The organism is Brevundimonas sp. (assembly GCF_032055285.1).
Taxonomy (GTDB): domain Bacteria; phylum Pseudomonadota; class Alphaproteobacteria; order Caulobacterales; family Caulobacteraceae; genus Brevundimonas.
The window spans coordinates 132,793-145,989 of sequence record NZ_DAMBRE010000001.1 but is presented as its reverse complement, the minus strand read 5'-3'; the positions used below and the strand labels follow the sequence as shown (position 1 = coordinate 145,989).

The window sequence follows — 13,197 nt, the reverse complement described above, 5'->3', positions numbered from 1 at the left end:
TGGGGATAGGGGTATCAGGTTCAGGCGTCGCGCGCGGCGGCCATGAATTCCAGCGGGCTGGCATAGGCCTCTTGGCGTTCCACCGACCAGTAGCGCAGGGCCGCGAGGGCGATCGGCACACCGCTGACCGCGCAGGTCACATAGGCGCCGGGGCGCAGAACAGCGAACTCGCCGTCGCCATAGTGGAGCGTGGCGGGCGAAGGCGAAACAGGCGAGGAAGCAGGCGTCGTCATGGAGCGATGATTGGCATGGCTTGCGGCGCGAGACGAGGGGCGAATCGCTGTCATTTGAAAGAAGCTGACGAACGGAGACGCCGATGCCCCGCCGATACCCGCTGCCGACCGTCCTGGCCTTGTCTGTGATCCTGGCCGCCAGCCTGGCGGCCGGGCCGGCTGCGGCGCAATCGAGCGAGGCGCGACCGACGATTCGCGATCTGGGCCGGGCGCCTGGCATCCTCTCGCCGGCGCCGCTGAACGCCATTACCGACGTGGCGGGCGTGCGGGTCGGGCAGGTGACTCTGCGCTCGGGCGACAGCATCCGCACGGGCGTCACGGCCATCCTGCCGCACGGCGGCGACCTGTTTCGCGAGAAGGTTCCGGCGGGGCTGTCGGTGGCCAACGGCTTCGGCAAGCTGGCGGGCGCGACCCAGATTCGCGAACTGGGCGAGATCGAGACGCCCATCGTTCTGACCAACACCCTGTCGGTGGCGCGCGGCATCGACGGCGTGCTGGACTGGACGCTGAAGCAGCCGGGACATGAGGACATCCGTTCGCTCAACGCCGTGGTGGGCGAAACCAACGACGGCGGGCTGAACGATATTCGCGCGCGGGTGGTCACGGCGGCCGACGTGGTGCAGGCCATAGAGACGGCGACGAGCGGCCCGGTCGAGCAGGGCGCGGTCGGGGCCGGGACGGGCACCATTGCGTTTGGCTTCAAGGGTGGCATCGGCACCAGTTCGCGCAAGCTTCCCGCCAGCCTCGGCGGCTTCACCGTGGGGGTGCTGGTGCAGTCCAACTTCGGTGGGGTGCTGAGCATGGACGGCACGCCCGTCGGGGTGCCGCTGGGCCGCTATTTCCTGCGTCAGGAGGTCGAGGCCGAGCGCGCAGATGGCTCGATCATGATCGTGGTGGCGACCGATGCGCCCCTGTCGGACCGCAATCTGGAGCGACTGGCGGACCGGGCCTTCGCCGGTCTGGCGCGGACAGGGGCGGCCTTCTCCAACGGCTCGGGCGACTACGCCATCGCCTTCTCCACCCATGAGGGCGTGCGGCGGACGCCGGAGCGGCGCAGCGGTACGACGACGGTGGCGGACTGGCCCAATGACCGCATGTCGCCCCTGTTCGTGGCGGTGGCCGAAGCTGCGGAGGAGGCCATCCTCAACTCCCTGCTCAAGGCCGAGACCACGACCTCGATCATCGACGGCCAGACGGTGACGATCGAGGCGCTGGACGTCGAGGCGGTGAAGGGGCTGTTGGCGCCGGGGCGCTAGAGCTTTCCTCCCCATGCAATGGGGAGGTGGCACGGACGCGCAGCGGCCGTGACGGAGGGGCTGCTTGATGCCGAGCGCGGCGAGCCCCTCCACCGCTACGCGGTCCCCCTCCTCATTGCATGGGGAGGAAAAAGCTAGAACAGATCGCCTTGACCGGCGGGCGGGGCCTTGGGCCGGGGCGCGGGCTTGGGCGCGGGCGGCGTGACGGGCCGGGGCACCGCCCCATCCCCGTCGATGGTGGCGCCCCTGGCGCCGTCGCCGAAGACGATACGCACCGCCTGGCCCGGCGACAGGGCGGCGGCTGAGGCGATCATGGCCCCCGCCTCATCCTCGATGCGGGCGAAGCCGGGCTTGGGCCGTTTGGGATCGAGGGTGGCCAGCGCCCGCGACAGGGCGGCTAGCCGCGTTTCGTCGTGGTCCAGCCGTCGCTTCATCGCCGGGCCGAAACGGTCGGCATAGGCCGCCAGACGGTCGCCACGGCGTTCGATGGCGCGGTCCAGCAGACCCTTCGACAGCCGTCCGCCGACGACGGCCAGTTGGCGCTCATGCACGGCGACGTTGCGGTGCAGGCCGGAGCCCAGACGGCTGGCGGCGTGGTCGAGGCGCTGCTGCGGCAGGGCCAGGAGGTCTTCGGGCCGCGCGGGCAGGCCGCGGGCGGCGGCGCGCAGTCGGGTGCGGCGGTCCTCCAGCAGGCGCGAACCCGCTCGGGCCAGACGCGCCTCCAGATCGCTCAACGCCCAGCGCAGGTCCGACAGCACCGGGGTGGCGATCTCGGCCGCGCCGGTCGGCGTCGGCGCGCGGCGGTCCGCAACGAAGTCGATCAGGGTGGTGTCGGTCTCGTGTCCCACGGCCGAGATGATGGGGATGCGGGCTTCGGCCACGGTGCGGGCCAGGGTCTCGTCGTTGAAGCACCACAGGTCCTCGACCGAACCGCCGCCACGCGCGACGATCAGCAGATCGGGGCGCGGGATCGGCCCGTCCGGCCTCATCTGGTCGAAACCGCGAATGGCGTTCGCCACCTGACCGCTGGCGGCGTCGCCCTGCACCACCACCGGCCAGACGATGACGCGGCAGGGCCAGCGCTCGGCGATGCGGTGCAGGATGTCGCGTATCACCGCCCCGGTCGGGCTGGTGATGACGCCGATGGTGGCTGGGAAGGTCGGCAGGGGCTTCTTGCGGCCCGGCTCGAACAGGCCCTCGTCGCGCAGACGCGCCTTCAGTCGCTCCAGCTGGGCCAGCAGGGCGCCGGCGCCGGCCGGTTCCATGCTCTCGATGACGATCTGATACGACGACCGGGCGGGGTAGGAGGTGATCTTGCCGGTGACGATGACTTCCAGCCCGCTTTCCGGCTGGGCGCCCAGGCCCCGGACCACGCCCTTCCAGACGACGCCGTCGATGGCGGCCTTGTCGTCCTTCAAGGTCAGATAGACGTGGCCCGAGGCGTGGCGGTTCACCTTGGAGATCTCGCCGCGCAGCCGCACATGGCCGAAGCGGTCCTCCAGCGTGCGTTTCAGCGCGAAGCTGAGCTCCGAGATCGACAGGGGCGGGTTGTTGTCGCGCGCGGCGGCCGGCGCCTCGGCGGGGCCTTCAAAAGCATAGTCGTCGTCGGAGATCATGGCACGACCTTAGCCCGTCTTGTCGCAGGCGGGAACGGGGCGGGGCCGCGTCCGTTAGCTTGACCATGGAACCCGCAGACCCGCCCGGAACCGACCCCGCCGAACGCGCCCCGCGCGAGGACGAACTGGCGCGTCGCAGCAACGCCCCGGCGGTCAGCCCCTGGCTGATCGTCTTTGCCATCGTCCTGCTGGGGGCCGTGATCTACGTCCTGTCGGCGCTTCTATAGGCCGCTAACCCTTTCCCCCGCTTGACCCGGACGGCGGGGGCGGTCATTGCGCGCATATGAACATTCTGCTCGTCGGATCCGGAGGGCGTGAGCACGCCCTGGCCTGGAAAATCGCCCAGTCGCCGCTGGTCACGCGGCTTGTCGCCGCGCCTGGCAATCCCGGCATGGCGAAACACGCCGAGCTCAAGCCCGAGATCAAGGCGACCGACGCCGACGCCCTGACCGCCCTGGCGCGCGAGATGAAGGCGGACCTGGTCGTGGTCGGCCCGGAATCGGCCCTGGCCGAGGGGCTGGCCGACCGCCTCAACACCGTGGGCATTCCCTGCTTCGGCCCGACGGCCAAGGCAGCGCAGCTGGAAACCTCGAAAGCCTTCTCCAAGGCCTTCCTGCAGCGTCACAACATCCCGACGGCGGGCTATGGCGTCTATGAGAACGTGGCCGAGGCCAAGGCGGCGCTGAACAACTACGCCGCCCCCTATGTCATCAAGGCCGACGGTCTGGCGGCGGGCAAGGGCGTGGCCATCAGCCCCGACAAGCCGGACGCCGAGGCCGAGATCGAGCGGATGCTGGGCGGGCGTTTCGGCTCGGCCGGATCGCGCGTCGTCATCGAGGAATTCATGGACGGCGAGGAGGGCTCGCTGTTCGCTCTGTGCGACGGGAAGCGCGCCGTCCTGTTCGGCGGGGCCCAGGATCACAAGCGCGCCTTCGACGGCGACATGGGCCCCAATACGGGCGGCATGGGCGCCTATTCGCCCGCGCCGGTCTTCACCCCCGAGCTGGTGCAGCAGGCCGACGAACGCGTGGTTCAGCCGACCATCCGCATGATGGCCGCCGAGGGCGCGCCCTATCGCGGCGTCCTCTACGCCGGCCTGATGGCGACGAGCGAAGGCCCCAAGGTGGTCGAGTTCAACGCCCGCTTCGGCGACCCGGAATGCCAGGTGCTGATGATGCGCTTTGACGGCGACATCGTGCCTCTGCTGCTGGCCTGCGCGCGCGGCGACCTGACCAAGGCTCCGGCGCCCCGGTTCAAGGACGGGGTGGTCATCACGGTGGTTCTGGCGGCCAAGGGCTATCCCGACAGCCCGCTGGAGGGCTCGGTCATCCGTGGCGCCGATCAGGACTTCGGCCCTTACGTTCAGGTCTTCCATGCCGGGACGAAGAAGCGCGACGATGGCGCCCTGGTGGCGGCGGGCGGGCGCGTGCTGAACGTCTGCGCCCACGGCGCCGACATCGCCGAGGCCCGCGCCCGCGCCTACGAGGCGGTGGCCAGGATCGACTGGCCCGGCGGCTTCCACCGCAGCGACATTGGCTGGCGGGCGCTGGAGCCGCGCTAGGCGGCTCCAAAATCTAGGTCATGGCGAACAGAAGCCGTCCCTCGCCCATGCGTTCCCGCAAGGGGACGAGATCGGCGTGCGACACCGAGAAGCAACCGTAGGAGCGACCCAGCTTGCCTTCGCGGGCCAGGAAGGCCGGGTCGGCGTAGTCGGCGCCGTGGATGATGATGGCCCGCTCACGCGCCCGGTTGTTGGAGTATTCCAGCCCGTCCAGCAGGACGTTCGGCCCTTGCTGCGAGCCCCAGCTGGCGCCCGCCGTGGCGAAGGCGCCGATGGACGACATGTGGCTGTTCATCTCGTTCGAGAAGCGCTGGGCGAAGCCCGAGTGCGCCGGGTCCGAGCCGCGGCCGTGGCTGGTGCGGTAGGCCGTGACCCAGCCGCCTTCCAGATCGACCTCGTAGAAGCGGTCCTCGCCAGAGAACTTCTGGAAGTCGACCAGATACATGCGGTCGCGCTTGCTGATCTTGTGACCGTGGGTGTCCATGGCGGCGCGGGCGCGCTCCATCAGATCCTTGCGGACCACGCCATGCGGATCGATGACGGGGCCGCTGACCCGGGTCACGACGGCGGGCTGCGGCGCGACCGTGGGAATCGGAACGACGGGGAGGCTGGCAGGCGCGGCGCCGGCGAGCTGGAGGTTGGTGGTCGAAGCGGCGGAGGAACATCCCGCCAACAGGGCCGAACCGCCCAGGATCAAGCCACGTCTGGAAAGCCGCATGCGACGCCCCTCGCACGATTAAACAACTGTATCGGCTTGTTTCACAAAGCCCCGTAACGACGCAACCTGAGCCTTGGCGAAAGCCGCTGACCCGCTAAGGTGCCGCCGGTAGTTCTGGGAGGGACCGATGAAGAAACTGGCTCTGATTGTGACCGCTGCCGTTCTGGCCGCCACCTCGGCGCAGGCGCGGCAAGCCCCTGCGGTCCCTGCCGTTTCGGCCGAACAGCCGACCACGTTCGTTCAAGTGGGGCGACTTCTGGCCGATCCGGCCAGCGGGCGGGTGCTGCGAGATAAAACTCTCGTGATCAGAGGGAACCAAGTCGTCGAAATCCGCGACGGTTTCGTCGGCGAGGGCCAGGTGGTCGATCTGCGCGGCGCCTTCGTCTTGCCCGGCCTGATCGACAGCCACGTCCACCTGACCAGTCAGCAGAACCCCAACGGGCGTCTGGAGAACGTCACCGAGTCGAACGCGACCCAGGCCATGATCGGCGCGCGCTACGCGCGCCGCACCCTGAACGCCGGCTTCACCACGGTGGCCGACCTGGGCGCCAGCAATGAATCCATCTTCGCCCTGCGCGAGGCTGTGCGGCGCGGCGACGTGCCGGGACCGCGCATCATCGCGGCGGGCTCGGCGGTGTCGGTCCACGGCGGCCACGGCGACATCAACGGCTATCGCGAGGACATCATGCATGTCCTGTCGCCGGAAAGCGTCTGCTCGGGCGTCGAGGACTGCATGCGGGCTGTTCGCCTTCAGGTCCGCAGCGGCGCCGACATCATCAAGATCACCGCCACGGGCGGCGTCCTGTCCAACACCGCCGCCGGTCTGGCCCAGCAGTTCAGCGAGGACGAACTGGCCGCCATCGTCGCCTCGGCGCACCGCATGGGGCGTCAGGTCACGGCCCACGCCCACGGCGTCGATGGCATCAACGCCTTCCTGAAGGCGGGCGGCGACTCCATCGAGCACGGCACCTATCTGGACGACGAGTCCATGCGGTTGTTCAAGGCGCATGACGCCTGGCTGGTGCCGACCCTGATGGCCGGGGACTATGTGGCGCGCATGGCCTCTGGCCCCGACAACTTCTTCACCCCGGCCCAGACCGCCAAGGCGCTGGAGGCCGGACCCAAGATGCTGGACATGGCGCGCCGCGCCCATGCCGGCGGCGTGCGCATCGCCTTCGGCACCGACTCGGGCGTCTCGGCCCACGGCGACAACGCCCAGGAGTTCGCCCTTCTGGTCCGCGCGGGCCTGACCCCGCTGGAGGCGATTCAGGCCGCCACCGTCGGCGCCGCCGAGCACCTGAAGATATCTAACGAAGCGGGCCGTCTGGCGCCGGGCATGCCCGCCGATCTGATCGCGGTCTCAGGCGATCCGCTGAGCGATGTGACGGAACTGGAACGCGTCCGCTTCGTGATGAAGGGGGGGCAGGTCTTCCGTCAGGACTGACCGAGGCGATCCCGCAGGAAGCGGGCGAAGGCCGCTTCCTGCTCCAGCCGCGCCACGACGGGCCAGGCGACGATCCGGTCGCGCCACGCGGGCGGCACGCGCACCCAGTCCTTCTCGGTCGTGACCAGGCCCGCGTCGAACAGGGCCGCGCGCTCATTGAGGAAGGCGAAGTCGCGCTCCGACAGTTCGGCGTGGTCGGGGAAGGGGACGAAGTCCTTCAGGTCGCAGCCGGCGGCGATCAGCGACCGCTCGACCTTCCAGGGCTTGGCGATGCCGGCGAAACCGACCTGAGGCCCTGGCGGCGGGGCGGCGGCGGGCTCCAGCCGGGCGATGAAGACGGGCAGGTCGCCGAAGGTCGCGATCAGTTCCGGGTCTGCATCCGGTAGGTCGGCGGGCAGCAGAATGACGACCGCGTCGGTGCGGGCAAGGCCAGCCTTCAGCGGCTCGCGCATGGGACCGGACGGAAAGACCGAACCGTCGCCGAAGGGCCATTCGTCGCCGCGTGTCTCGCCATCGACCACGATCAGGCTGAGGGTCTTTTTCAGCGACGGATTCTGATGGGCGTCGTCCAGCACCAGGGCCTGCGCGCCCGCCGTCACGGCGGCCTGGGCTCCGGCCACGCGGTCGCGCGCGATCCAGGCGGGGGCGTCGGCGGCCAGCATCAGCGGCTCGTCGCCCACCTCGGTGGCGGTGTGGACGGCCAGATCGACCTGAACCGGACCTTCCAGCGATCCGCCGTAGCCGCGCGACAGGGCGGCGGCCTTGATCCCTTGCGCGTGCAGCAGGCGCAAGACCTCGCGGGCGATGGGCGTCTTGCCCGACCCGCCGACGGTCAGATTGCCGATGGAGACGACGGGCGCGCCGGGGTCGACGGGCGTGGCGCGGGCGATGCGACGGGCGGTGACGCTGCTCCATATCCATGAGGCGGGCTTGAGCAGCATACGCGCCACCGGCGCATGACGAAGGTCGCGGCTGTACCACCAGCGGGGGGTGTTCAGCTTCATCGGCGCCCTCGCGACGGGGCGGCGGGCAGGTGGGCCTGAAGCGCCAGCCACAGGCGGTCCAGCCCGGCGGCGGCCTCGGCGGCGGCGCGACGGCCGCGCTCGCCCATGTCGCGCCCGGCGTCAGGATCGGCCAGCAACGGACCGACGATGCCCGGCAGTTCGGTGGGAGACAGCACCGAGACCAGGCCGCCGGAGTTTTTCAGCATCCGCGTCACGGCGGCCCAGTTGCTGGCGTCGGGGCCGGTGACGACCGGCTTGGCCAGACGCGCGGGCTCCAGCGGATTGTGGCCGCCGACGGCGCCGCCGCCCAGCGCCGGGGCGAACGAGCCGCCCATGACCACCACGTCGGCCAGGCGCATGAACAGGCCCAGTTCGCCCAAGGTGTCGGCCAGATAGATGTCGGTTTCGTCGGTGATCGGCTGACGCAGGCTGCGCCGGGCGAAGCTGTAGCCGTCCTGAGCCAGCGACCGGGCGATCTCATCGGCGCGGTCGGGGTGGCGCGGCACGACGATGAGGAAGAGGCGGTCGGCCAGATGGTCCAGCGCCCCGACGATGGCCATTTCCTCGTGCTCGTGGGTGCTGGCGGCGACCACGACGGGGCGGTCGTCGATCAGGGCCGACAGGCGGCCGAACTCGCCCTTGTCATAGGGCAGGGGCTCGCCCGACAGCTTCAGATTGACCTGACCATCGACGCGGGCGCCGAGCGCCGTCAGCCGGTCGGCGCTGGCCTGATCCTGGGGCCAGACATGGGTGAAGCAGGCCATCAGGGCGCGCGCCATGCCGGGGGCCTTCTTCCAGCCCTCGGCGGTCTTGTCGGTGATGCGGGCGCTGACCAGGGCCAGGGCGACGCCGCGCTTCTTCGCCGCCATAAGCAGATTGGGCCACAGTTCGCTCTCGACGAAGACGCCGATGGTCGGCTTCCAGTGGTCGAGGAAGGCGGCCACGGCCGAGGGGCTGTCCACCGGGGCGAACTGATGGATGACGCCCGGCGGCAGGCGCTGGGCCAGGACCTGCGCCGAGGTCAGCGTCCCGGTGGTGACCAGGACGGTCACGTCCGGGCGGTCCTTGCGGATGCGCTCGGCCAGGGGAAGGATGGACAGGGCCTCGCCGACGCTGACCCCATGAATCCAGATCAGCGGTCCGTCTGGGCGCGGCAAGCCTGCTAGCCCCAGCCGTTCATCGACCCTTTGCGGGTCTTCCTTGCCCTGCTTGACCCGCGCGTCGAGCAGGCGCGGGGCCAGGGGCTCGATCAGACGGGTCAGCAGGCGATAGGCGATCAGGGCGGGGCTGAAGATCACGCTCAGACGCGCTCCAGCCCGGTGAGGACGTCGGCCCGGGCCTCTACGGCGGTCAGGCGGCCGGTCCAGTCAGCGACGACCTCGGACATATCGACGCCCTCGGGATACCAGGCCTTGTCCCAGACCACGGCGCCCTTGCCGAAGGGCAGGGGCAGGACGGCCTTGTCCCAGCTGTTCAGGCGGATCGCGGGCTTGCAAGACAGACCGATGAACAGAACCGGCGCGCCCGAAATCCTGGCCATCAGCGGCAGCCCCTCGGCCATCTGGCGCGCCGGGCCGCGGGGACCATCGGGGGTCAGGGCCAGGCCGCCGACCTTCAACTGCTTCAGGCCGTCGCGCAGGGCCTGGGTCCCGCCCTTGGCCTGCTTGGCCTTGTCCTTGTTGCTGGACGAGCCGCGCACGGCGGGGATGCCCAGACGCCCTACGGCGCGAGCGAAGAACTCGCCGTCGGCGCTGAGCGAAACCAGACCCTTGACCGGCTGGGCCCGCTTCATCGGCCAGCATGCGGGGGCGAGGGCCAGTCTTGAGTGCCAGAAGGCGCACAGGACGCCGCCGCCCTCGGCCCAGACCTCCTCGGCGACCTGTTCGTTCTCGTATTCCCAGCGGATGGTGGCGTAACAGAACCGCATCCATTCCGAGAGGATCCAGGCCATGGAGGTCTGGATGATCGGATTGCGCAGCGGCCTCATGCACCGGTCTCATCGGGCAGGGCGGAAGCGGCGACGGGCGACGGGCCGTCCAGGGATTGCTGGCGCGCGAGGCGGGCGTAGAGACCGCCCTTCTTGACCAGGGCGGCGTGGGCTCCCTGTTCGACCACGCGGCCGGCCTCGATGACATAGATGCGGTCGGCGTTCTGCACTGTCGACAGGCGGTGGGCGATCATCAGGGTGGCGCGGCCGTGCATCAGCCGCTCCAGCGCCGCCTGGACCAGGGCCTCGCTTTCGGTGTCGAGGGCGCTGGTGGCCTCGTCCAGCAGCAATATGGGGGCGTCCTTCAGGAAGGCGCGGGCGATGGCGATGCGCTGGCGCTGGCCGCCGGATAGACGCATCCCGGCCTCGCCGACGCGGGTGGCGTAGCCTTCGGGCAGGGCGGTGATGAAGTCGTGGGCGGCGGCTGAGCGCGCCGCCTCGATGATCGGCTCGGCGGTCGCGCCCTTGCGGCCATAGGCGATGTTGGCGGCGATGGTGTCGTCGAACAGGAAGGGCTCCTGCGTCACCAGGGCGATGTGATCGCGCAGGGACTGCAGCTTCAGTTCACGGATGTCGCGGCCGTTGACGGTCACGGCGCCGGTGGTGACGTCATAGAAGCGCGGCAGCAGCGACAGGATGGTGGACTTGCCGCCGCCCGAGGGGCCAACCAGGGCGATGGTCTCGCCCGGCGCAACATGCAGGCTGACGTCAGACAGGGTCGGCGCGGCGCCGTCCTCGCTGGCGGCGTAGGCGAAGGAGGCATGATTCAGGGCGACGGTGACCGGGCCGGTCTCCAGGTCGACGGCGTCGCTCGCCTCGCGGATTTCAGGCTCGATGTCCAGGGCGGTGAACAGGCGCCGGGCGGCGGTCAGGCCTTCGCTGAGGACGGTGGTCAGGTTGGTGACCTGACGCAGGGCCTGTCCGGCCAGCAGCAGCATGCCGATGAAGGAGGCGAAGGCGCCGACGGTCATCTCACCCTGGCTGGCGCTCCAACCCGCATAGGCCATGACGGCGGCGACGATGGCGTAGGCGACGATGTCGCTGGCCGGGCCGGCGAAGGCGCGGCTGTCGGAGCCCTTGATGATGTGGCGTTGGCGACGGGCGATGACCTCGCCGACGCGGGCCTCCTCGGCGGCCTCGCGGTTCTCGATCTTGATGACGCGGACGCCGTCCAGGTTCTCCATCAGGGCGCTGGACAGGGCCTCGGTCTCGACCATGGCGCCGCGCGCGGCCTTGCGCGATTTCTGGCCGAAGCGGCGGATGATCCAGCTGACCACCGGCACGCCCAGCAGGACGATCAGGGTCAGCGGCAGGTCGATGAAGCCCATGGCGATGATGACGCCCAGCAGCATCAGGGCGTTCTGGGTGTAGTTGACCACGCCCGAGGTGAAGGCTTCGCGCACCAGGTTGGCGTCGAACAGTACGGAAGAGACGAAGGTCCCCGAATGCTGGCTGCGTAGACGCGACAGGTCGGCGCGGATCATGCCCGAGAAGAGCTGCTTCTGAATATCGCCGACGATGCCGTGGCCCAACCGGTTCACCAGGGCCGCCTGCGCCGCCATGGCCAGCGACCGGACGATGGCCACCATGATGATGAACAGCGGGATGAGGATCAGCACCCTGTCCGACGGGATGCTGACCAGGCCCCAGACCTGCACCGGCCCTTGGTGCTTGGTGAACAGCAGGTCGATGGCCGGTTCCAGGAACTTCAGCAGCAGGGCGGTCAGGCCGCCGGAGATCGCGGCGCAGAGCATGGAGGCGAAGAAGGCGCCCTTGTGCCGGGACAGGTAGTCGCGCCAGATCCGGCCCAGAAGCGGCCGCAGAGGTTCGCGGGTGTCGGAGGCGGGCGTAGGAACGGTCATTGGCTCTCGGTCGAACGGGACGGGCGTCAAGTCAAGCCGCCGCCGTCAAGCTGATGGTGACGCGGTGCGGTTTCGTCGCTATCTGCGGCCTATGGCGCGCTATGATCTGACAACGCTGATGGGCCGGTTCAAGGCGCATTGGTCCTATTTCTGGGCCGACCACGCCTTCCTGCGCACAGCCTTCACCAATGCTCACTGGCTGGGGCCTGACCTGGTGCGCACCAATCAGCCGTCGCCGGGACAGCTGGCCTACTGGCAGAGACGGGGGATCAAGACCGTCATCAATCTGCGCGGGCAGCGCGACGAGGCCTACTACTGGCTGGAGAAGGACGCCTGCGAGCGGCTGGGCCTGACCCTGATCGACGCCCCGCTGGATTCGCGCGATCCGCCGGGCCGGGATCGCATCGACCGGGCGCGCGACCTGTTCAAGACCATCGAATATCCCGCCCTGATCCACTGCAAGTCGGGCGCGGACCGGGCGGGGATGATGGCGGTGCTGTATCGTCACTTCCATCTGGGCGAGCCGATCTCGGCGGCCATGTCGGAACTGGGCAAGCGCACGCTGCACAGCCGCGAGGGCCTGACGGGGGTTCTGGACTATACGCTGGAGAAATATGTCGCCGAGGTCGAGCCGACCGGCGTCAGTTTCGAGGACTGGATAGCCAGCGACGCCTATGATCCCAAGGCCATTCGCGCCGAGTTCAAGGCCGGCTGGTGGGGCAAGCTGGTCGTGGACCGCCTGCTGAAGCGCGAGTAGAGCTTAACCCCAGGGGCCGCGCTTCGGGCCGTGCTGGGCCGTTTCCGCGTCGCGACGCGCCTTGCGGTCGGCTTCCCACTGGCGGAACCAGCGGGCGTAGTTGCGCTCGCGGCCAAGCACGACCAGCCACAGGGCCAGGACGCTGATCAGGGAGATGATTCCGAACAGCTGCTGTCCGTCGAGGGTCTGGCCGAACAGGGTCACGGTCGCGGCTCCGGCTTGTGGGACGAATGATGATGCCCGGATTCGGCTGGCGTGATGGGGTCGTTCCAGGCCGTGTCCTGATCCTCGCCGGGACGGGGCGTGTGCGCGGGGCCCTTCTTCACGACCCAGACGACGGCGGCCACGGCCAGGATCACCAGCAGCAGGACGATCAGGGTGGGCGTCATGTTGAGCACCTCTCAGAAACGCCGAAGGCGGCTGACACGAAAGCGCGTCAGCCGCCTGTGCGGTTCCGTAAACCTCGCCGCGAGGCGAGGGCGGCGGATCAGACGTCCGAGCGCGGGTCGATCAGCTTGTGCGCGTGCAGGATGAAGTAGCGCATGTGGGCGTTGTCGACGGTGGCCTGGGCGCGGGCCTTCCAGGCCTGCTTGGCTTCGTCATAGCTGCCATAGGCGCCGACGAACTCGACCTGGGCCAGGTCGCGGAAGACGGGCTCGGCCGGGTGGCGCATCTCGCCGCCGATGACGAGGTGAAGCAGTTGGGGGTCGTGCGCAGTATTGGGGGCGTCAGCCATGGAGAGGGGGTCCATTGCGAGAA

Annotated in this window: 15 protein-coding genes; 5 read left to right on the top strand and 10 right to left on the bottom strand. The window is 69.5% G+C overall.

The window, feature by feature from the left end; genetic code table 11:
* Positions 1-20: 20 nt before the first annotated feature.
* A complete protein-coding gene (locus RTY13_RS00745; protein ID WP_312780435.1) occupies positions 21-233 on the bottom strand; it encodes a DUF2093 domain-containing protein in 213 nt (70 codons plus the stop codon).
* A gap of 83 nt (positions 234-316) precedes the next feature.
* Here RTY13_RS00745 and RTY13_RS00740 point away from each other — a divergent pair, with 83 nt between their 5' ends.
* Complete coding sequence (locus RTY13_RS00740; protein ID WP_312780433.1) at positions 317-1,489, top strand: P1 family peptidase; 1,173 nt, start codon at positions 317-319, stop codon at positions 1,487-1,489.
* A gap of 134 nt (positions 1,490-1,623) precedes the next feature.
* On the opposite strand, the gene xseA is transcribed toward RTY13_RS00740, so the two are convergent.
* Positions 1,624-3,105, bottom strand: coding sequence for an exodeoxyribonuclease VII large subunit (gene xseA / locus RTY13_RS00735; protein WP_312780432.1), 1,482 nt, complete (start codon positions 3,103-3,105; stop codon positions 1,624-1,626).
* A gap of 65 nt (positions 3,106-3,170) precedes the next feature.
* On the opposite strand from xseA, the gene RTY13_RS00730 reads away from it, so the two are divergent.
* Positions 3,171-3,332, top strand: a complete 162-nt coding sequence (locus RTY13_RS00730) for a hypothetical protein (RefSeq protein ID WP_312780431.1) — start codon at positions 3,171-3,173, stop codon at positions 3,330-3,332.
* Positions 3,333-3,388: 56 nt separating this feature from the next.
* Positions 3,389-4,666, top strand: coding sequence for a phosphoribosylamine--glycine ligase (gene purD / locus RTY13_RS00725; protein ID WP_312780430.1), 1,278 nt, complete (start codon positions 3,389-3,391; stop codon positions 4,664-4,666).
* A gap of 13 nt (positions 4,667-4,679) precedes the next feature.
* Here purD and RTY13_RS00720 read toward each other — a convergent pair whose 3' ends face one another.
* Positions 4,680-5,384, bottom strand: a complete 705-nt coding sequence (locus RTY13_RS00720; protein WP_312780429.1) for a murein L,D-transpeptidase catalytic domain-containing protein — start codon at positions 5,382-5,384, stop codon at positions 4,680-4,682.
* 127 nt (positions 5,385-5,511) lie between these two features.
* Between RTY13_RS00720 and RTY13_RS00715 the strand changes: the two genes are divergently transcribed.
* On the top strand, positions 5,512-6,828 hold the full coding sequence (locus RTY13_RS00715) for an amidohydrolase family protein (RefSeq protein ID WP_312780428.1): 1,317 nt from the start codon (positions 5,512-5,514) through the stop codon (positions 6,826-6,828).
* Here the strand turns inward: RTY13_RS00715 and lpxK are convergent.
* Genes lpxK through RTY13_RS00695 form a run of 4 tightly spaced genes read right to left on the bottom strand, consistent with a single transcriptional unit; the run spans position 6,819 to position 11,681 of the window.
* Complete coding sequence (gene lpxK, locus RTY13_RS00710) at positions 6,819-7,832, bottom strand: tetraacyldisaccharide 4'-kinase (RefSeq protein WP_312780427.1); 1,014 nt, start codon at positions 7,830-7,832, stop codon at positions 6,819-6,821. The two genes, RTY13_RS00715 and lpxK, sit on opposite strands and share 10 nt — an antisense overlap.
* Positions 7,829-9,130 carry a 3-deoxy-D-manno-octulosonic acid transferase gene (locus tag RTY13_RS00705; protein ID WP_312780426.1) on the bottom strand — a complete coding sequence of 434 codons (1,302 nt, stop codon included), beginning with the start codon at positions 9,128-9,130 and terminating at the stop codon, positions 7,829-7,831. The genes lpxK and RTY13_RS00705 overlap by 4 nt, the downstream gene beginning before the upstream one ends.
* A gap of 2 nt (positions 9,131-9,132) precedes the next feature.
* A complete protein-coding gene (locus tag RTY13_RS00700; protein WP_312780425.1) occupies positions 9,133-9,819 on the bottom strand; it encodes a lysophospholipid acyltransferase family protein in 687 nt (228 codons plus the stop codon).
* A complete protein-coding gene (locus RTY13_RS00695) occupies positions 9,816-11,681 on the bottom strand; it encodes an ABC transporter ATP-binding protein (RefSeq protein ID WP_312780424.1) in 1,866 nt (621 codons plus the stop codon). Before RTY13_RS00695 ends, RTY13_RS00700 begins: the two co-directional genes overlap by 4 nt.
* 91 nt (positions 11,682-11,772) lie before the next feature.
* Between RTY13_RS00695 and RTY13_RS00690 the strand changes: the two genes are divergently transcribed.
* The gene (locus RTY13_RS00690; RefSeq protein WP_312780423.1) at positions 11,773-12,438 is read left to right on the top strand and encodes a fused DSP-PTPase phosphatase/NAD kinase-like protein; all 666 of its coding nucleotides are present in this window, start codon (positions 11,773-11,775) and stop codon (positions 12,436-12,438) included.
* Between the two features lie 3 nt (positions 12,439-12,441).
* Here the strand turns inward: RTY13_RS00690 and RTY13_RS00685 are convergent, their stop codons facing one another.
* The 3 genes from RTY13_RS00685 to RTY13_RS00675 all read right to left on the bottom strand — a co-directional run bounded on the left by RTY13_RS00685 (position 12,442) and on the right by RTY13_RS00675 (position 13,189).
* Positions 12,442-12,642 (bottom strand): hypothetical protein, encoded by a 201-nt coding sequence (locus tag RTY13_RS00685; RefSeq protein ID WP_312780422.1) that lies wholly within the window; start codon positions 12,640-12,642, stop codon positions 12,442-12,444.
* Positions 12,639-12,827 (bottom strand): hypothetical protein, encoded by a 189-nt coding sequence (locus tag RTY13_RS00680; RefSeq protein ID WP_312780421.1) that lies wholly within the window; start codon positions 12,825-12,827, stop codon positions 12,639-12,641. Before RTY13_RS00680 ends, RTY13_RS00685 begins: the two co-directional genes overlap by 4 nt.
* 98 nt (positions 12,828-12,925) lie before the next feature.
* Positions 12,926-13,189, bottom strand: a complete 264-nt coding sequence (locus RTY13_RS00675; RefSeq protein ID WP_105562930.1) for a DUF4170 domain-containing protein — start codon at positions 13,187-13,189, stop codon at positions 12,926-12,928.
* Between the last annotated feature and the right edge of the window lie 8 nt (positions 13,190-13,197).